Consider the following 19,828-nt stretch of genomic DNA (forward strand, 5'->3'; position numbering starts at 1 on the left):
GGCAAGGATTGCCATGGCGCAACTGACTCCAATAGTGCAAAGGCGCCCACCAGCGGGTGCTAAGAAACGACGCCGCGGGGCCGCGGTCTACGAACACAAAGGCAGCCATCCCGGCTGGTTTCTCATACCCGCATTTGTGTTCATCGCACTGTTCTACCTGATTCCGGCGCTGTACAACTTCGTGTTGCCGTTCACCAATTGGAGCGCGTATTCGAGCACGCTCGAATACAAAGGCGTTGACGCGTTCACACGCGTCGTCGAAGACGGGACGTTGTTCACCGATCTGAGGATAACTCTCGTCTATGCGCTCATGGTGGCCTTTTTCCAGAACGCATTCGGACTGGGCCTTGCCTTACTGCTTGAAAAGAACACGCGTCTGAACCGGGGTCTTCGGGCTCTGTTCTTCATCCCGGTGTTGATGTCGGCGCTAGCGGTCGGATATATGTTTCAAGCGATCCTCAAACCGGACGGCGTCTTGAACCAGATTCTCGGGTTCTTCGCCGGAGCCGAGGTGTCAATCGCATGGCTGGGAAACATCGACTGGTCGATCGTTGTCGTTGCGATGGTGCAGGGGTGGAAGTGGATGGGGCTGGCGATGCTCATCTATCTGGCTGGCCTAATCTCAATCAATCCTGATCTACTCGAGGCCGCGCGCATCGACGGTGCCACGGGCTTCAAGCTGTTTCGCCACATCAAGGTTCCGCTTCTCGCGCCTGCCTTCACTTTCAACATTGCGACGTCGCTTCTCGGTGCCATGAACGGATTTGAGGTCGTGAAGGCCACGACGGACGGCGGCCCTGGGCGCACCACTGAGGTCTTGAACATCTACATCTTCAATACGTTCGGACAGGGGCTGTTCAATCAAGCTTCCGCGATGAGCCTGGTGCTTTTCCTTGTCGTGTTGGCGTTGGCCTTCCCGCTCATCGCCTTTCTTCGCAGCCGAGAGCGGGCGATGGACTGATGACTTCACTACTAAAGCGACCGCAACGGTTCGTTCGGCCGGTCTTCGCGACCCTACTGTGCGCCGTCGTTATCGGAATCCCTCTTTGGCTCGCGATCGTCACCTCCTTCAAAACCAGCACAGAATCGCAAAAGCCAAACCTTGCGTTGCCGACGGATTGGAACCTGCTCGAAAATCTCGAGTATGTGATCACCAACGGCCAGCTCTTTCAGGGCTTGTTCTGGAGCACGGTGATCACGGTACCTACGGTGGTGCTGCTTGCGCTCTTCGGCTCGATGGCGGCGTGGGTCTTTGCCCGCCGAGGCGGCATCTGGCTTGGAGTCCTCTATGCGATCGCCATCAGCGGCGTCTTGCTGCCGCCTGCGATCATCACGTTGGCACTAGTGCTACGACAACTCGGGCTTCAAGGCACCCCGTTTGGGCTGATCGCTGCCTACACCGGAATGCACTTGGCGACGGTCGTCTTCTTCGTAACGGGGTTCGTGAGGACCATCCCGATTGAGCTCGAAGAGGCGGCTACCATCGACGGTGCTGGCCCAATCCGCACATTCTTCAGCATCATCCTGCCCTTACTAGGACCGGTGATCGCCACGGTGACCATCATGAATGTGCTCTTTGCCTGGAATGACATGTTCTTCGCCTTCTTCGTCGTAGGCGGCACAGAATTCGCCACGGCACCTTTGAATCTGTTCGGGGTTGCGAGCGCAGTGCTCTACGTCGAGAACTGGAATCTCATCTTCGCCTACGTGCTGATGATGAGCATCCCACTTGTCGTGGTGTTCGTCGTACTGCAACGAAAGATCGTTTCGGGTATCACGTCCGGTGCGGTCAAATGACGCGCGCCTCTCTCACCCCGGCGCTGGTCGCCGGCCGCACCGCTGAAATGTTCGAGGTAACCATGCAACCACTCATCTGGACCACAGACACACTCTCGCTCATGTTCGAGTGGGATGAGGCCACCGCGGTGCGGCTTACGAATATCGGAGCTGCGGGCGAGTCCCCGTTGTCTTCCCCTGCTCGCGATCCGCTGCAGGTGCTCGTGGAAATTCTGACTCCAATGTGGGGCCGCATCGACAATACGGATCGATTTGAAGGCACTCGCATCGGCGCGGATCTGCGGTACTCCGAGCACCAAACATCCGTCGAGGCGGGAACGTATCGGCTCGCGATCACACAACAGCATGCGGACACGGGCCTGCTTGTAACGAGCACCTTTGAAGCAACAGCAGGTGTCCCCGCTGTGCGCACCTCGACCACGCTAACGATGATGCATGGTCATGAGCCGCTTGTCGTTTGGGCCGTTACCACCCTCGCAACAGGAGCGCTGATCTCGAATAACACGAACGAGATCGACGTATATCAATCGCAGTCAGCGTGGACGATGGAGAACCGCTGGAAGGTAGCTCGACTGCGGTCAGAGACGCTCACGTCCATCGATCCGACGGCGCGCGGTGAGACATGCAAGAACGCGGTCACCACAACCAGTCTGGGCGCGTGGTCATCCGGGACATTCAATCCTGTCGGTGTGTTCAGCAATCGCAGGACGGGCCAGACCATGGCCTGGCAGATCGAGCACAACGGCGCTTGGCATTGGGAAGTGGGTGAGAAGCCCGACTGGCCCCGCGGTATGGTCCCGATTGAGCAACGGTTGCTCGATGTTTCGCCGGCAGGTCGCCGCCCGGGCGACCGCTCGAATGACGGTGGCTACGTCAGCATCCTCGGACCTACGGATGCATTGCACCACTGGTCCACGTCGATCGATGCAGAACACCCTTTCACCACAGTCCCCGCTTCATTCACTGTGGCGCAAGGCGTTGAAGACGCGCTAGGGAATCTAGCGTGGCACCGCCGAAGTCATCGTCGGGGCCACACCCAGAACAGCTCCTTGCCAGTCATTTATAACGACTACATGAACACTCTGAGTGGTGACCCGACGGAGCAGAAGCTCTTACCGCTCATCGACGCCGCCAGCGAAGTGGGCGCAGACTACTTTTGTATCGATGCAGGCTGGTACGACGACACTGCAGGTTGGTGGGCGAGTGTCGGAGATTGGTTCGCCTCCACGACTCGCTTCCCTTCTGGGCTCGACTATGTGATGGACCGCATACGCGCTCGCGGCATGAAAGCGGGTCTGTGGCTTGAACCCGAAGTGGTAGGTGCGCACAGCGTCGCTGCCCGCGAGCTTCCCGATGAAGCCTTCCTGCAAAGGCAGGGGGTTCGGATCCGCGAACACGATCGATACTTTCTCGACCTTCGGCACCCGGAAACCACTATCCATCTTGACCGTGCCGTGGACCGTCTAATCGCAGACTATGGGGTGGAGTTCTTCAAGTTTGACTACAACGTCACACCCGGCCCCGGCACTGATCTCAACGATGTTGCAGCGGGCGCCGGGCTCCTAGAACACAACAGAGCTCTCACCAAGTGGTTGAACGCGCTGCTTGATCGTCATCCTGACCTCATCATCGAGAACTGTGGGTCAGGCGGTCTGCGGTCAGACTTCGCGATGCTCGAAGTGCTACAGATGCAATCAACGAGTGACCAGCAGGACCCGTTGATCTATCCCGCTATTGCAGTGGGTGCGCTCGGTCACATCTTGCCTGAGCAAGCCGCGAACTGGGCCTATCCGCAACCGGACATGGATGACGAGATGATCGTTTTCACTATGTGTACGGGACTGGCGGGGCGGCTGTATCTCTCCGGCGTGTTGAACCGGATGGATGAGCACCAGCGAGAGTTGGTTGCACGCGGCGTGCAGGCCCATCAACGTTCGCGCGCTTCGATTGCACGCTCTACGGTTCGATACCCGACCGGGCTTCGATGGCAAGACCAGGGTTGGATTTCGGTTGCATTCGATGCGGGCGATGAAACCTACCTGATCGTATGGCGCCAATCTCATGCGCCTGAAACCGTGCGACTGGACTTGCCTCACCTGCCGGTCAGCGGTGCGGACCTCGAGCAGGTCTACCCACCGATTCACTCGACGCCCACATGGGATGCGACATGGGACGGGGTGAGTCTGCTGCTCACATCAGACGTGGGCGCAAGCGCGCGCATGTATCGACTCCTGCATCGCGCATGATGTCGTCGCCGCGCAATCTACACGTCAGTGCCTTGCCTAGCCGTCTCATCATGAAAGACCGGAGAACCTCCATGATTTTCGCTCACGCCGATCCCATCGTTGCTGACGTCAGCAGGAACCGCTAATGTCCACCAATGTCTTGGTCTTCATGACCGACCAGCAGCGAGGCGCAACAGTGCTACCGGGGCACCGACTCAAAGCCAAAACACCGCGGCTTGATGAGTTTCGCCAGCAGGCCGTGACATTCTCGAGGTCGTACACGCCGTCACCCCATTGCTGTCCTTCACGTGCCAGCTTCTTCACCGGGCTCTACCCGTCACAACATGGCGTGTGGAACAACGTGAACCTCACCAACGCATTGAGTCGCGGTCCGCGCCCAGGCACCGAGTTTTGGTCTAACTCGTTTGCCAGGTCCGGATACGACCTGGTGTTCAGCGGGAAGTGGCACGTCAGCAACCTTCAACGTCCTGCTGAGCTCGGATGGCGAGAGTTGATGATTGCGCCCCCGATGGCGCCGAAGCCAGCAACTGCTGACGCCCAACGCGAACTCGCGCGTGCGGAGGAAGTGTCGTTGAACTGGACGGAACCGCACCCGTCAGCGAGCAGCGATCGTATGGAAGGCGAAATAATTCGGCCTGGCTATCCTCGGTACCTCCACTATGGTGTCGATGAGAACCCGTTTGATGATGCGGAAGTCACTCAGCGAGCATCGGATTTCTTGGAGAACCAGGCTGGTTTGAGCGGCAATCCCTGGGTTTTGTACGTCGGTACCCTCGGTCCACATGATCCCTATTTCGCTCCGCAACGGTTTGTCGACATGTACGACCTTGACGACATTGAACTGCCAGCAAACTTTGCCGACTCGATGAACGACAAACCGGCAATGTACCGACGCACACGAGACCGATTTGACCAGCTCACTGAGAAGGAGCATCGCGAAGCGATCAGGCACTACCTCGCTTTTTGTAGCTACGAGGATTATCTGTTCGGGCAACTCCTCGACTCGTTGGATGCTTCTGGTCAGGCCGAAGAGACCGCCGTGCTATACCTGTCAGATCACGGCGACTATGTGGGTGACCATGGACTGTGGTGCAAAGGACTTCCGTCCTTCGAGTCCGCGTACCACGTTCCGACGGTAGTCCGTTGGCCCGGCTCGAGCGAACGGGTCCGCGGGACCACTGTCGACGCGATGGTGTCATTGGTCGATATGGGGCCGACGCTTGTCGACCTTTGCGAAGTTGAACCTGGGTCTGGTATGTCGGGCCACTCACTGCGGCCGCTCCTGGAAAGTGACGGGGGCGGTGAGTTGCGAGAGGAGCTGTTCTTTCAATCGAATGGCAACGAGGCCTATGGGATTCAACGCATCGTGATGACCGATCAGTGGAAGCTCGTGTGCAATCTCTTTGACGATGACGAGCTTTACGATCTCGCTGCGGACCCTGATGAGCTCTTCAACTTGCTCGAGCAACCCAATCAGGTGAGGCGAACTGGGGTCGGGCCGTTGGACGTTGTGCCTGAGACGCTCCGAGCCCGAGTCGAAGAGATGTACCGACGAATGTGGGCGAACGCACTGGAGTATGACGATGAGATCTTCAACCGGTATATCTTCACAGCATTGCCGACATTTGGTCCGACAATTCTCGGATCGTTGACCGCGGCTGAAGAGTTGGCGTGACGTGACTTCATCCTCCGACAGCGTCGAACCAGCAAGGAGCCGAGTGAACTACCCGAACATTGTCTACATCCATTCGCACGACTCGGGCAGATACATTCAGCCCTACGGCGCCCCAATGCGATCGCCGCGATTGCAGTCATTCGCGGAAGACGCTGTCGTTTTTCGCCAAGCGTTCGCGGCGAGCCCGGCATGTTCGCCGAGTCGCGCGAGCTTGTTGACGGGCCAGTGGTCGCACTCGGCCGGGATGCTCGGTCTCGCGAACCGTGGGTTTACGTTGCCGGGCTATGACAAGCACCTGATTACGTTCCTGCATTCCCACGGATATCGTTCGGCATTGGCAGGGTTGCAGCACATCAGCCCGGATACCGCTGCGATTGGCTACACAGAAATTCTTGAGCGACGTGACTGGTCACACGATCAGCAGCATGGGTCGGACCTAATCGCGGCAAGCGCTGTCGAGTACCTTGAGCGAAGTGCGAGCGAGCCATTCTTCCTGGATGTCGGCTTCTTCGATACGCACCGCCCATACGGTGTGCCGGAAGACGATATCGACCCAAGATGGATGGCGCCACCCGCGCCGCTGCCCGACGTTCCCGCTACTCGCGAGGACGCAGCCGGGTACCAGTCATCGCTGCGGCGATTCGACACCGCTGTCGGGCGGGTGCTGGACGCTGTCCAAACCCAAGGACTTGCCGACAACACGATCGTGATCATCACGACAGATCACGGGCTGGCTTCGCCTGGCATGAAGGTCACGCTTCGGGACAGCGGAATCGGAGTCATGCTTCTCGTCCGCGGGCCAGGGAACTGGCGCGGGGGGAAAGTGCTCGACAGCCTAGTCACCCAAATCGACCTGTTCCCGACCCTGTGCGAGCTCATCGGGGTTCAACCCCCAGAGCACCTACAAGGAACCTCGTTGGTGCCGCTGGTCGACTCGCAGGTCGCCCAGGTTCACGAAGAGATCTTCGCAGAGGTCAACTACCACGTGGGTTACGAACCGCAGCGATGCGTGCGAACGCTGCGATGGAAGTACATCCGCCGCTATTTGGATCGCGACAGCGAGGCTTTCGCTCACGTGGATCGAAGCCCATCCCGAGATTTTGTGCGAGCGCAGGGTTGGTTCGGTCGCCCGTACGTCAAGGAAATGCTCTTCGACACTGTGCTCGACCCATTGGAACAACACAATCTCGTTGATAGTAGCGAGCACGACGCTCTTCTAGGCGAGATGCGTCGCAGACTCCAGCTATGGCAGGAGCAAACGGAGGATCCGCTCCTCGAAGGGCCGGTCGCGCTACCGCCTGGAGCGCATGTTGATGACATCGAGACTTGGAGTTCGAGGTAGTGATCGATTCCGCAGCAGACCGATTTTCACCCTGGCCCGCGTGCTACCACCCGGCCCGAGGAGCGACACCATCAAAGGATGTAAACGTATGTTCGATCTGAATCAAGTTGACGATGTTGAAGCGGCCGTTGCTGGTGTTCGCGCGGAAGTTGCGGCGTTGCACGCGGAGTTGGTGCGTTACGGCTTGGTGATGTGGACGGGAGGGAATGTGTCTGGGCGTGTGCCCGGCGAGGACTTGTTTGTGATCAAGCCGTCGGGTGTGTCGTATGACGACTTGACGCCCGAGAACATGATCGTGTGCGATTTGTACGGTAATACTGTGCCGGGTACTTCGGGCAGCGATCGGAGTCCGTCGAGCGACACCGCTGCGCACGCGTATGTGTATCGGAACATGCCTGAGGTGAATGGTGTGGTTCACACCCACTCGACCTACGCGGTCGCGTGGGCGGCGCGCGGCGAGGAGATTCCTTGTGTGATCACGGCGATGGCGGATGAGTTTGGCGGCCCGGTGCCGGTCGGGCCGTTCGCGATCATCGGTGATGACTCGATAGGTCGCGGCATTGTTGAGACGCTGGCCGGGCATCGTTCCCGGGCGGTTCTGATGCGAAACCACGGCCCGTTCACGATCGGCGCGTCGGCGAAGGATGCGGTCAAGGCTGCGGTCATGGTTGAAGACGTCGCTCGTACGGTTCATTTGGCCCGCGAAGCCGGTCTGCTGGTCCCGATCCCGCAAGAAGCGATCGACAGATTGTATTACCGCTATCAGAACGTTTACGGTCAGAGCGAGGATGACCGACGATGAGCGGGGGAGCAACGGGTCGATCGGAGAACTTGGGCGAGGTGCGCAAGGCGCTTGCGGATGGTCGTACCTCTCTCGGGATCGAGTTTGGCTCGACTCGTATCAAAGCTTGCTTGATAGACAACGATGCTCACCATGTTCTTGCCGTCGGCGCGCACGAGTGGGAGAACCAGTTTGAAGACCGGACGTGGACGTACTCGCTTGATGCGGTGTGGGGTGGGCTCCAAGCGGCCTATACGGAACTGATTGCCGATGTTCAGATGCGGTATGGGGTAACACCCGACACTTTTGGGGCTATCGGTGTTTCGGCCATGATGCATGGCTATTTAGCCTTCGATGCGGCCGATGAATTGTTGGTTCCTTTCCGTACGTGGCGGAACACTACGACCGAACCTGCCGCTAGTGAGCTGACTGCTCTGTTCGACACCAATATCCCTCTGCGCTGGTCGGTGGCTCACCTATATCAAGCTGTGCTCGATGAAGAATCGCATGTTCGCGAGGTTGCCTTCGTCACTACCCTCGCGGGCTATGTGCATTGGCGACTCACTGGCAAAAAGGTCCTAGGAATCGGAGACGCGTCGGGTATGTTCCCGGTCGACTCAGTAACTCACGACTATGACGCTGAACTCCTCACGCGCTTTGATGAGCATGTCGCGGGATCGGAGCTTGCCAGCGGGTTGGCTGAGTTGCTTCCCGCGGTGTTGGTCGCGGGTCAGTCCGCGGGCAGTTTGACCGAAGAGGGCGCTGCGCTGATTGACGCTTCTGGAGTCCTCAAGGCGGGTATCGTTCTTTGCCCGCCGGAAGGCGATGCTGGCACCGGAATGGTCGCGACAAACTCGGTCGCTCCTCGCACCGGTAACGTAAGCGCGGGCACCAGCATCTTCGCAATGGTTGTGCTCGACAAGCCGCTTGAAGGCGTGCACGACGAGCTCGATCTGGTGACGACGCCTTCTGGCGACCTAGTCGCGATGGTGCACTGCAACAATGGCGCTAGTGAGCTAGCGGCGTGGGCGAGCATGTTCGGTCAGTTCTCGTCGGCGACGGGTAACGCTCTCGACTCAGACCAGGTGTTCGAGGCGCTCTTTCGCGCGGCGCTTGACGGCGCGGCCGACGCTGGCGGCCTTTTGGCCTACAACCATCTCGCGGGCGAACCGATCGCCGGACTCAGTGAGGGTCGCCCACTGTTCGTGCGCACTCCGGACAGCACATTGAACCTTCCGAACTTCATGCGCGCCCAGCTGTATGGCGTGTTTGGCACACTCGCGTTGGGAATGCGCGTGCTGGCGAGGGAGGGTACTGCGCTTGAGCGCATGTACGCCCACGGTGGGGTGTTTCGCACCGTTGGGGTAGCGCAGCGCTTCTTGGCTGGCGCGCTGGGCGCTCCAGTCGCAGTAGCTGAGACTGCGTCAGAAGGCGGGGCATGGGGGATCGCCGTCTTGGCGTCTCACATGCGAGTCGCATCAGGAACCAGCCTGGCGACCTACCTGAGCGAAGCAGTCTTCGCTGACATCAAGTTCCTCAGCGTCGCCCCCGATCCCTCCGATGCTGCCGGATTCGCTATTTACCTCGATCGCTATGCAGCAGGCCTCGCGGTCGAACGCGTCGCGGTCAACGAGTTGTGAAAGGAAGCACGAATGTCGCGTAAGACACTGCCCAATTCCCTTGAATCCTACGAAGTGTGGTTTGTCACCGGCAGTCAGAACCTCTACGGCGAAGAAACGCTAGAGCAGGTTGCGGAGCAGTCGCGGGCCGTGGCTGATGGGCTTGCGCCGCTGCCGGTGAAGATCGTTTGGAAGCCAGTTCTCAAGGACTCGGACTCGATCCGTCGCCTCGCACTCCAGGCTAATTCGCGGGACAACGTCGTGGGCGTCATCGCATGGATGCATACCTTCAGTCCCGCCAAAATGTGGATCGCCGGCCTTGACGCATTGCGCAAGCCGTTACTACACCTGCACACGCAGGCGAACGTAGAGCTGCCATGGAATGACATCGATTTTGATTTCATGAACTTGAACCAAGCCGCTCATGGTGATCGGGAGTTTGGGTACATCCAAACGCGACTTGGCGTGGCACGCAAAACCGTGGTCGGACACGTGTCCAACCCGACTGTGGTTCAGCAGATTGAAGACTGGCAGCGCGCTGCCGCGGGGTGGGCGGCGGCGCGAACGCTCAAACTTGCGCGTTTTGGGGACAACATGCGCTACGTCGCAGTGACGGAGGGCGACAAGACCGACGCGGAACTGCGGTTCGGAGTGCAGGTCAACACCTGGAGCGTCAACGAACTGGTCGCTGCGGTGGACGCAGCATCCATTGGCGAGATTGACGCACTTGTCTCCGAGTACATCGACGCGTACGACGTTGCCCAGGAGCTCTTGCCCGGCGGATTGCGCCATCAATCCTTGCGCGACGGTGCGGCAATCGAAGTGGGGTTGCGTTCTTTCCTGGAAGAGGGCGGTTTCGGGGCATTCACCACGAGTTTTGAAGATCTGGGGGCGCTCAAGCAATTGCCCGGTCTTGCCGTCCAGCGACTAATGGCCGAGGGGTATGGCTTTGGTGCCGAGGGCGACTGGAAGACAGCGATTCTTGTGCGCGTGGCGAACGTCATGGGGGCCGGTCTGCCCGGCGGCGCGAGCCTCATGGAGGACTACACTTACGATCTCGTGCCTGGCAATGAACGCATCCTCGGTGCGCACATGCTCGAGGTATCTCCCTCGCTCACCACCGCCAAAGCACGCCTTGAGGTGCACGAACTGGGCATCGGCGGCAAGGAAGATCCCGTTCGCCTGGTGTTCACCGCTGATGCAGGGCAAGCCCTTGTCGTCGCAATGAGTGACATGAGAGACCGCTTCCGCCTGGTGGCCAACGTCGTTGAGAACGTCGAAGCGCCCGAACTGCCCAACCTGCCCGTGGGTCGTGCGGTGTGGAAGCCAGCCCCTGATCTTGCAACGAGCGCCTCATGCTGGCTCGCCGCTGGCGGTGCGCACCATACGGTCATGACCACCGCCGTGGGCATCGAGGCGTTTCGTGACTTTGCGGAGATTGCGAAGACCGAGCTTGTCGTTATTGACAAGGAAACCACCGTCCGAGGGTTTCAGCGAGAGTTGCGATGGAACCAGGCGTACTACCGACTCGCTCAAGGACTGTAGATCTCGAACGAAGCTTCGCTTGTGCTGGATGGCTTCGCCGCGCAATTCTGGCACACGTACAGAAGATTGATTCCCGTCACACCTAGGTGCGTAAGAATTGCGTAAACCTGAACACCCCTCAACGTCGCTGAACCTGGTTGAATCGACGAGTCCGACGCTTTGAACCCCCGTAAACACGCGCGAGTGCGCGCGAATGCGCACGAGTCTACGTCTAGAGCCAGGGTTCAAATCCCTCCGTCTCCGCCAAGAAAAGTCCTGGTTAAACCCGTAATAGGGTTCACGACGGGCGAATCTGCGAACAATCCGCGAACGGATTCTGTTCGCAAGCATTGTCGAGATTCGTACTCGCGGCGACGCGCCGGGACGGGAAAGCGCTGATCGAAGGCGGTTTCTGCCTGGCGTCGACGCAGAAAGGCGGAGGGGCGTTGTCCCTCCGTCCTTTGGTGCGATGAAACCCGGAAACCTACCGTGCGATCGGCGCCGCCTGATGTCCAAGGTCTGACGAGATCGCCGCAGCGACTTCTTGCACCTTCGAGACCTGGCGCTCAAGGACGCTGACTGGAGCCAGCGAGCGTACGGCGGTGACTGACATTCCCCCACGTACTGCACCGTGCATGCCGAAGATCGGTACGGCGATGCAGTTGATATAGTCCTCGGCCTCACCGTCGTCAACTGCCCACCCGCGGTTTCGGATGCGGTCAAATTCTTCTAGCAACGAGTCCCTGTCGGTGATCGTTGTATGGGTGAACCGTTCAAAGGTGCAGGAAGCGATCGCTTCTTCTTGTACGGCTTTCGGTGCGAAGGCGAGAACGGCTTTTGCGACACCGGCCGTATGCGCGAATGCTTTCGCTCCCACTCTGGACTGCATTTTCACTGAGCCGAGACCTTCGATCTTGTCGACGTAGACGACATCAGCTCCGACGAGTGCTGCAACGTGAATGGTGTGCCCCATTTCCTCACTGAGCGCGGCGAGGTGTGGGCGAGCAACCTCGCGAATGTCGATACTGTCGAGGGTCCGCTGGCCGAGAGCTACGAGCTGGAATCCAATGCCCCATAGGCCATCTCCTAAGCGCCTGACGTATCCGCGCTCTTCCATCGAGTGCAGGAGGCGCACGATCGTGGAGCGGTGAACCTCGAGATCTTCGCCCAACTCGCGAGGCCCTCGTGGCCGCTGAGAGAGGAGCTCCAAAATATCGAGAGCTCGGTCGGTGGAGCTGGACATGTATCTCCTCGATGCAGCGTGGACGCAACGGTGTGCGTTTCCTATCGTAACCTGTGCAATATATGCACAGGTTACTGAATGTGGCTTCGGCGCACAAGCGGGCTGCAATCCTCGACGCAGATATTCCTGATCGTAGCGAGTGGACGAAACGCTCTCGACACTCGGTGAATCGTGTGACATACTTGCTCCTATAACGCACAGGGGTGTGCACCTACTGCACACAAGCTGCTGTCGAAGTAAACACAGCAAGAGATGAACGGCGGAACCCGTTGAAGATCACAGGACTGCGGACTTTTCACGTCGAGCCCAGATGGCTCTTCGTGGCGATCGATACCGACAACGGCATCACGGGTTGGGGTGAGCCCATCGTCGAAGGACAGGCGCGGGTAGTCGAGCGCATGATCGAGGATCTGTCCGAATACCTTGTGGGACAGGACCCGCGCCGAATTGAACATCATTGGCAGGTCATGTATCGCGGCGCCTTCTACCGGGGCGGGCCGGTTTTGTGCAGTGCGATCAGCGGAATCGATCAGGCGTTGTGGGACATCACCGGCAAGCACTTCAACGCTCCGGTGCACGAGCTTCTCGGGGGGCGTGTCCGCGACAACATTCGCATGTACGGCCACGCACGAGGCGAGACTGCAGCAGACTTCAGTGCGGCGGCCCTACGCGCACAAGCGCAGGGGATGACCGCGATCAAGTTTGGCCTCGACGGACCCGTCGCCGTAATTGACACCCCAGACTACGTCGACCGCCAAGTGGAACGTGTGGCTGCAGTTCGAGCCACGGTTGGTCGTGAGTTCGACATCGCCCTGGACTTTCACGGTCGTACGTCACCGGCGATGGCTAAACGCCTGGCAGAGAAACTCGCGCCGCTCGACCCGATGTTCATTGAAGAGCCGTGCCTCCCAGAGAACATTGATGCGCTGGTGGACATCGCTCGATCCACCACGATCCCCATCGCAACAGGCGAACGTCTATTCACCAAGTGGGGATTCCGTGACGTGATCGAACGACGTGCCGTATCAATCGTGCAACCAGATCTGTCACATGCCGGCGGCATCAGTGAGACTCGCCGAATCGCCGCGATGGCCGAGTCTCACTACATCTCTGTCGCCCCTCACAACCCACTCGGCCCAATCTCCTTGGCTGCGTGCCTGCAGATTGACGCGTGCACCCCCAATTTCTTGATCCAAGAACACCCCAGCGTCGATGATGGCGCCGACCTCGGTCACGGCATCTTGCGGAACGCCTTCTCGATTGAGGCAGGCGTGATCAAGGTCCCGCAAGGGCCAGGCCTCGGCATCGAGGTTGATGAGGAGCAATTGGCCTCCCGAACGTACCCGGGCGATTGGGCGTCGCCCCGGTTCACACACCCAGACGGTTCGCATGGCGATTGGTAGTCGCATCCGTCCTAGGCCCAAGAACGCACTGAAACTGCAAGGAAAGGAACACACAATGATGTACAGCTCCGGAAAAGGCGTGACGCTACGCCACCGAGGCCGAGTGCTTGGCGCTGTCGTGGCTGCCAGCGCTCTGGCGCTCAGCGTCACCGCATGCACGTCTTCAACAGAAGACGCGAGCGCAGATGGCAAAACCGTCTTGAAAGTCCAAGGCTGGAAGGGTGGCGGTACAGAAATCGCCAACATCGATCAGATCAACGACGCCTTCCAAGAGGCGAATCCTGACATCGAACTGCAGTTCGAGTATGTGCCACCGAACGACGCATATTCACAGAAGGTGCAACCCGAACTGCTTGCCGGCAACGGTGCCGACGTGATCATGACTGACGTCACACGCTTGCCTGGCTGGAGTCAGGCCGGCTACCTGATGGATCTTTCGGACGCCAGCTGGCTCGACAAGGTTGATCCAGGGATGCTGCCCTCGATCACGCTCGACGGTGCGGTGTACGCGCAGCCGATGGAAGCGATCGCCGAGGGGCTCTTTGCCAACACGGACCTTCTCGCAGAAGCGGGCATCGACGAGATTCCCACGACGTGGAGCGAGTTCGAAGAAGACCTCGCAACGCTCGACGCCGCCGGGATCACACCGATCTCTTTCCCGAACAAGGCCGGTGACACCGCGCAGATGTCTTTGAACGGCATCGCGTCGACATTGATCTACCAGGACAACCCCGACTGGGACAACCAGTTCAACGCGGGCGATGCCAGCTTTGTCGAGTGGCAGCCCGCGCTTGACCAGATCTCGTTTCTTCAAGACGAAGGCTACGTAGACTTCAAAGAGTCGCTCGGTGTTGACGAGTGGTCGCAGGGTCTCAACGACTTCGCCTCGGGCAAGTACGCCTTCTGGTTCCAAGGAGCGTGGGAGATCCAGGCGATCCAAAAGGCGGGTCTCGACAACTTCACGTTTAACCCGTGGCCAGCTGCAGCAGATGGCGCAGAGCCGAGTGTCGGAATCATTTCGGGCACATCCTGGTCGGTGAACGCCGCGACGGAGGTTCCCGAAGCAGCTGAGGCATACCTCGATTTCTGGGCAGACCCCGCGAACGCGGCACCGTTCCTTGAAGCTGAGCATGCGCTGACGCCATGGGCCGGTGCTGAGAACGCTGCGGAGCCCGTATCGCAGAGCATTCTTGACGCCTATGCCGACGGACGCTTCCACCTTTTGCCGCGTGACTCCTGGTTGAGTGCCGAAGGTAACAAGACGATGAAGTCCGCGCTGCAGGCCTGGATGCTCGGCCAGTACGCGACCGACGAGGAACTCCTTGAGGACCTCGACGAATCGCTACGTCCTAGCAACTAAGAACCCACGATCTTGGGAGGGCCGTGCTACGGCCCTCCCAAGATCATCGGAAGGTATCTGACTCGTGATCGCACAGCATCCGCGCAAAGCGGCGCTCTTTCTTCTGCCAGCAGCGGCCATCTATGGACTGATCCTGCTCTACCCGCTGATTAACAGTGTGCGCCTCAGCTTCACCGACAGCCCCGCTGGCGGGCCGGGCGAGTGGGTGGGGCTGCAAAACTACATCGAGATGTTCAACGATGAACAGGTCATTGACGCCTTGTGGCGCACCGTCGCGTACGCGCTGGTGGTTTGCGTCATGCAGAACGCAATCGGACTCGCCCTAGCGCGAGCGCTGTTCACTCGACCTCGTGCGCAGCGGGTGTATAGCGTGCTGATCTTGCTACCGATGCTCATCTCGCCGCTTATGGCCGCATTCATTTGGTCGGCGTTTTACGCTCCCGATGGCGCGATCAATACGTTCTTGCGCGACATCGGTCTCGATGGGCTCACTCGAATCTGGCTTGGCGACCCCGATACTGCCCTCTGGGCGATCGCCGTCGTCAACATCTGGATGTTCGCCGGCTTCTCGGCCGCGATTTTTTATGCGGGCTACATGAACATGCCCGTGGAATTGCTTGATGCAGCTCGCATTGACGGCGCTGGGGGTTTTCGGCGCTTCACAAACATTGAGTGGCCGCTGCTTGCACCGTCGCTCACTGTAAACGTCACCCTTTCGCTCATTGGGTCTTTGAAGGTCTTCGAGTATCCGCTTGTCATGACCAATGGCGGCCCCGCTGAGTCCACGACGACGTTGACGATCTTGGTGTACGAAAAAATCTTCGGCGGGCAAGGAGCCTTCTCATACGGCGTGACTATCGCCGTCTTGTTGTTGGTGGTCGTGGTCATCATGAGTGGCCTAATCAACGCCGTGTTGCGGCGTCGCGAAGAAAGGATCTGACGATGACATCAACTACGATGACGGCAACCCTCACGACGGGCCGCCGCTCGACGCCCGCGCCGCGACGTCGAATTGGTGCGAAAGTCGGAAGAGTTTTCGGCGACGTCGGACTGCTACTCACGGTGATCTTGATCATCATCCCGCTCGTACTAACCGTTTTTGCTTCATTCCGCACACCTGAAGCCGTGGCTGCGAACCCCCTCGGTTTCCCGTGGCAACCCACCCTGGATAACTATCAGGTGGCGCTGGATCGAATGAACTATTTGCCGAGCGTGGTGAACACCTTCATCATTCTCATCGTCTCTCTCGTCATCATCATCGGGTTCGGCTCACTCGCCGCGTACCCGCTCGCGCGGCTCACCCGTCGGTGGACAGCCGGAATGTACCGGTTGTTCATCCTGGGTATGACACTGCCCATTTTTGTCATCATTGGGCCGCTGTTTATTCTGCTGCGGGATCTCGGAATGCTTGACACACGATTCGGCGTCATTCTGATTTACGCCGGAATGTTCTTGCCCGTGGCGATCTTCTTTTACACCAGCTTTCTCCGACAAGTTCCGGAGGAGCTCGAAGAGGCTGCCGCGCTAGATGGTGCGGGCAGTCTGCGAACGTTCCGTGTGGTGATCTTTCCGCTGCTTCGACCGATCACTGCAACACTCGGCATCTATCTTTCTCTTCACATATGGAACGACCTCGTCGTGCCATTGGTGTTCATCAGCGATCCGGGCAAGCGCACAGTGATGGTGAACGCGTACGCCTATATCAACCCGTACACGGTAGACCCGACGGAGTTGTTCCCCGCCGCCATTCTCGGCGTTCTGCCGCTTGTGCTGATCTTTGCCTTCATGCAAGGCAAAGTCGTGCAGGGACTGACGTTAGGTGCTGGTAAGTGAATATCGGCTTGCGGGCGTTTGATGCCGATGCGATGACCGGCATCGCGCCTGTCATGATGACCCCGTTCCTCGACGATGGGTCAATCGATCTGGCCTCGTTCGATCGTGTCGTGGAGTACCTTGTGGGGCTCGAAGTGCCAGCGATCATGTTCCCGGGGTTCGCTTCAGAGTTTTACAAGCTGTCCGATCGCGAGAAAGTTGCTCTCGGAACACGCCTGATTGGGTTGCTGAGTGGAACTCAAACCGTGCCCATTCTCGCGGTCCATGCCCACGCCACGACAGTGGCGGTGGCAGAAGCTCGAGCATGGGTGGATGCTGGTGCGACGGCTTTGAATATTTTGCCGCCGCACTACATGTCGCCCTCGCGCTCCGCTCTCATCGAGCATTGCGACAAGGTTCTTCAGGCAGTCTCGGACACGTCCGTTGTCTTGCAGTACGCGCCCGCCGGTGCCGCGGGATTGCTTGCCGACGATGTACGCCAGCTTGCTGCATCCCATCCCAATCTTGTGGGCGTCAAAGTCGAAGCCCGGCCACCATATGGCTTTATCGCTGAACTGCAATCTGCGGACGCTCCAGTTGCGTGCATGATCGGCAATGGCGGGCTTTACATGCTCGACTCGCTGCGGGCGGGTGCCGTGGGAGTTCAACCGGGCGCTGGTTTCGTCGAGCTCTACCAGGCCATCCTCGCGGCGTGGACTGCGCAACGCACTGACGACGCCGCAGATGTCTTCGGACGCCTCGTGCCTTACCTGCTCGGGTGGGCTCACACACAAGAAAGCATGGTTGCTGTCGAGAAGCGGATCGCGCATCGCCGCGGATTAGTCGCCAGCCCGGCATGCCGATCACCGCATCGCGGTAGCGGAGCGCTCGACGAAGTCGCAATCGACCGCTTTCTCGACGAGTTCAACCAGATCATCACGGAGGTGAGCTGATGCCTCGCATCACCGAAGTTCACGGTTTCGTCGTAAAGATGGACCAAAGCTACCTGGGTGGCACGCAGCAGGTGCACCTGTCCAGCCAACGCGGCGACTACGTTCGCCACAAGAAGTACCGTTCCTCGTACTCGGTCAAGTCCGAGACATTCTTGGTGCGGATCACTACCGATGACGGAACCTATGGCTGGGGCGAAGCGCAAGCGCCGTTGGTTCCCGAGGTTGCATCGACCATCGTTGAACGACTTCTCGGCCCGTTCCTTATCGGCCGCGATCCCTTTGACACCCAGTCGATCTGGCTCGACGGGTATAACGCGATGCGCGAGCGCGGACACATGAATGGGTATCATCTCGACGCGGTAGCAGCGTGCGATATTGCGCTCTGGGATCTGAAAGGCAAGCTTCTTGGCGCCCCGCTCTCGGCTCTGCTGGGGGGACAGTTGCATGAGACCGTACCGTGTTACGTCTCCGGACTGGCTGCGGGCGACGACACTGCACGGATCAAGAAGGTGATGGAGTGGGCCGGTCAGGGCTTCACGGCGTTCAAGCTTCCGCTAGGAAATGGCGTGCACGCTGACGGCGCCTCATTCGCCGCGGTTCGACAGGCTGTAGGCCCCGACGCCCACCTCTACGTCGACGCTCACTGGCGCTACACCGTCTCAGAGGCCATCGAAGTGGGCGAACTTATGCAGCCAAATCGACTCGGTTTTCTTGAGGCTCCCGTCGCGCCAGAAGACAGCCTCGGGCAAGCCGAAGTCGCAGCGGCGCTGAGCGCTCCCGTCGCGATCGGTGAAGAGCTACGCACTCGCTACGACTTTAGAGATCGTCTCGTCAAACGTTCGGCTGACGTGATTCAGCCTGACATTGGGCGGATGGGCATCACCGAAGCGATCGCCGTCACCGCCTTGGCCGATGCTTTTCACGTTCCGGTCGCGCTGCACCTCGGGGTTGGGCTCGGTGTCTACATCGCGGCAGGTGTGCAAGTGGGCGCAGTAACGCAGAACTTGCTGACGATGGAGTTTCAACCTGGCCAGTTCGACGTAGGCAACGTGCTGTTGGTCGAGCCTGTGAAGTGCGACGAGCGCGGCTATACGGTTCCTGCCGGGCCCGGCCTAGGCATCGATGTTGATATGGACGCTCTCGCTCGCCATTCGACATCACAGTTTGCGCTTGGAATCGACGATGCCTGATTTCGGGGGCGTTGCACCACTGATTACCGAACTCGCCGCGATGCGCGCCGAGTTCGGGGAGGGCCCCGCATACATCCCAGAAAGCGACGAGGTTGTTTGGGTAGACATTCCCGCGGGCGCCATTCATCGCACTCACGCCGCGACCGGTGCGACACGCAGCGTCACACTTAAGCCTCCGGTATCAGGCGCATGGCCAGCATCCGGCGGAGAACTCGTTGTCGCCGCCGGATCGGAGATATTGCGCATCGGCGTGACCGGGCGAACGACGCGAGTGTTGCAACTCACGCAATCGAGCGCTCGCGCCAACGACGGTGCTGTCGACCGTGACGGGCGGCTCTGGGTCGGCACCATGCCGCTTCCCGCTGACGGCTCGCGTACCGGCGAACTCTGGCGCATTTCGCTAGCGGGTATCGCAGAACGGATGGACGACGACCTCGCCCTTCCCAACGGCATGGGGTGGAGCCCAGATGGTAAGCGCTTCTATTTGGTCGACAGTCTGGCGCGACGAATCTACGTGTACTCGATCATCGACGACGTGCTTGGAACCCGCGAGACGTTCGTGAACTTTGATGATGTCGGCGGCATCCCTGATGGGATGGCGGTCGACGAAGAGGGATGCTTGTGGGTTGTCGTTGCTGAAACGGCGAGTATGTGCCGGTATGACCCAGACGCAGTGCTGCTCGCCGAGATGCGCCTGCCAGTCGCTCGTCCTACATCCTGCGCATTTGGGGGTCTCGCTCTCGATGAGCTCTACGTGACGACCGCAACCGAGAACAGCGCAGCGGAAAGTTGCGAGACCCTCGGCGGGAAACTTTTGCGTACACAACCAGGGGTCCGTGGGCTACCGGTAACCGCTGTAAACACCTCGAAGTGGAAGTAAATG

16 protein-coding genes are annotated in these 19,828 nt (G+C 59.3%); 15 read left to right on the forward strand and 1 reads right to left on the reverse strand.

The window, feature by feature from the left end; genetic code table 11:
• Positions 1-13: 13 nt before the first annotated feature.
• The 8 genes from WDU96_RS03430 to araA all read left to right on the forward strand — a co-directional run bounded on the left by WDU96_RS03430 (position 14) and on the right by araA (position 11,005).
• On the forward strand, positions 14-961 hold the full coding sequence (locus tag WDU96_RS03430; protein WP_337337084.1) for a carbohydrate ABC transporter permease: 948 nt from the start codon (positions 14-16) through the stop codon (positions 959-961).
• Positions 961-1,797, forward strand: a complete 837-nt coding sequence (locus WDU96_RS03435; protein WP_337337085.1) for a carbohydrate ABC transporter permease — start codon at positions 961-963, stop codon at positions 1,795-1,797. Before WDU96_RS03430 ends, WDU96_RS03435 begins: the two co-directional genes overlap by 1 nt.
• Complete coding sequence (locus WDU96_RS03440) at positions 1,794-4,043, forward strand: glycoside hydrolase family 36 protein (protein ID WP_337337086.1); 2,250 nt, start codon at positions 1,794-1,796, stop codon at positions 4,041-4,043. Before WDU96_RS03435 ends, WDU96_RS03440 begins: the two co-directional genes overlap by 4 nt.
• A 124-nt stretch (positions 4,044-4,167) precedes the next feature.
• The gene (locus WDU96_RS03445; protein ID WP_337337087.1) at positions 4,168-5,718 is read left to right on the forward strand and encodes a sulfatase family protein; all 1,551 of its coding nucleotides are present in this window, start codon (positions 4,168-4,170) and stop codon (positions 5,716-5,718) included.
• A 43-nt stretch (positions 5,719-5,761) separates the two neighbouring features.
• Entirely contained in the window at positions 5,762-7,060 is a 1,299-nt protein-coding gene (locus tag WDU96_RS03450; protein WP_337337088.1) for a sulfatase family protein, read from the forward strand.
• A gap of 88 nt (positions 7,061-7,148) precedes the next feature.
• Positions 7,149-7,862 (forward strand): L-ribulose-5-phosphate 4-epimerase, encoded by a 714-nt coding sequence (locus tag WDU96_RS03455; protein WP_337337089.1) that lies wholly within the window; start codon positions 7,149-7,151, stop codon positions 7,860-7,862.
• Positions 7,859-9,481: a xylulokinase gene (locus WDU96_RS03460; RefSeq protein ID WP_337337090.1), complete on the forward strand. Its 1,623-nt coding sequence runs from the start codon at positions 7,859-7,861 to the stop codon at positions 9,479-9,481. The genes WDU96_RS03455 and WDU96_RS03460 overlap by 4 nt, the downstream gene beginning before the upstream one ends.
• A 12-nt stretch (positions 9,482-9,493) precedes the next feature.
• On the forward strand, positions 9,494-11,005 hold the full coding sequence (araA, locus tag WDU96_RS03465; protein ID WP_337337091.1) for an L-arabinose isomerase: 1,512 nt from the start codon (positions 9,494-9,496) through the stop codon (positions 11,003-11,005).
• 463 nt (positions 11,006-11,468) lie between these two features.
• Here araA and WDU96_RS03470 read toward each other — a convergent pair whose 3' ends face one another.
• The gene (locus tag WDU96_RS03470) at positions 11,469-12,227 is read right to left on the reverse strand and encodes an IclR family transcriptional regulator (protein ID WP_337337092.1); all 759 of its coding nucleotides are present in this window, start codon (positions 12,225-12,227) and stop codon (positions 11,469-11,471) included.
• Positions 12,228-12,430: 203 nt separating this feature from the next.
• Here WDU96_RS03470 and dgoD point away from each other — a divergent pair, with 203 nt between their 5' ends.
• The 7 genes from dgoD to WDU96_RS03505 all read left to right on the forward strand — a co-directional run bounded on the left by dgoD (position 12,431) and on the right by WDU96_RS03505 (position 19,825).
• Positions 12,431-13,630: a galactonate dehydratase gene (dgoD, locus tag WDU96_RS03475; RefSeq protein WP_337337093.1), complete on the forward strand. Its 1,200-nt coding sequence runs from the start codon at positions 12,431-12,433 to the stop codon at positions 13,628-13,630.
• Positions 13,631-13,685: 55 nt separating this feature from the next.
• On the forward strand, positions 13,686-14,990 hold the full coding sequence (locus WDU96_RS03480) for an ABC transporter substrate-binding protein (RefSeq protein WP_337337094.1): 1,305 nt from the start codon (positions 13,686-13,688) through the stop codon (positions 14,988-14,990).
• Between the two features lie 64 nt (positions 14,991-15,054).
• Positions 15,055-15,930, forward strand: coding sequence for a carbohydrate ABC transporter permease (locus WDU96_RS03485; protein WP_337337095.1), 876 nt, complete (start codon positions 15,055-15,057; stop codon positions 15,928-15,930).
• Between the two features lie 2 nt (positions 15,931-15,932).
• Positions 15,933-16,823, forward strand: a complete 891-nt coding sequence (locus WDU96_RS03490) for a carbohydrate ABC transporter permease (protein ID WP_337337096.1) — start codon at positions 15,933-15,935, stop codon at positions 16,821-16,823.
• On the forward strand, positions 16,820-17,755 hold the full coding sequence (locus WDU96_RS03495) for a dihydrodipicolinate synthase family protein (RefSeq protein WP_337337097.1): 936 nt from the start codon (positions 16,820-16,822) through the stop codon (positions 17,753-17,755). The genes WDU96_RS03490 and WDU96_RS03495 overlap by 4 nt, the downstream gene beginning before the upstream one ends.
• Positions 17,755-18,945, forward strand: coding sequence for a mandelate racemase/muconate lactonizing enzyme family protein (locus WDU96_RS03500; RefSeq protein ID WP_337337098.1), 1,191 nt, complete (start codon positions 17,755-17,757; stop codon positions 18,943-18,945). Before WDU96_RS03495 ends, WDU96_RS03500 begins: the two co-directional genes overlap by 1 nt.
• A complete protein-coding gene (locus WDU96_RS03505; RefSeq protein ID WP_337337099.1) occupies positions 18,938-19,825 on the forward strand; it encodes an SMP-30/gluconolactonase/LRE family protein in 888 nt (295 codons plus the stop codon). Before WDU96_RS03500 ends, WDU96_RS03505 begins: the two co-directional genes overlap by 8 nt.
• Positions 19,826-19,828: the final 3 nt, after the last annotated feature.

The sequence above is a fragment of the Microbacterium marmarense genome, assembly GCF_037204165.1.
In the GTDB taxonomy this organism is placed as follows: Bacteria; Actinomycetota; Actinomycetes; order Actinomycetales; family Microbacteriaceae; genus Microbacterium; species Microbacterium marmarense.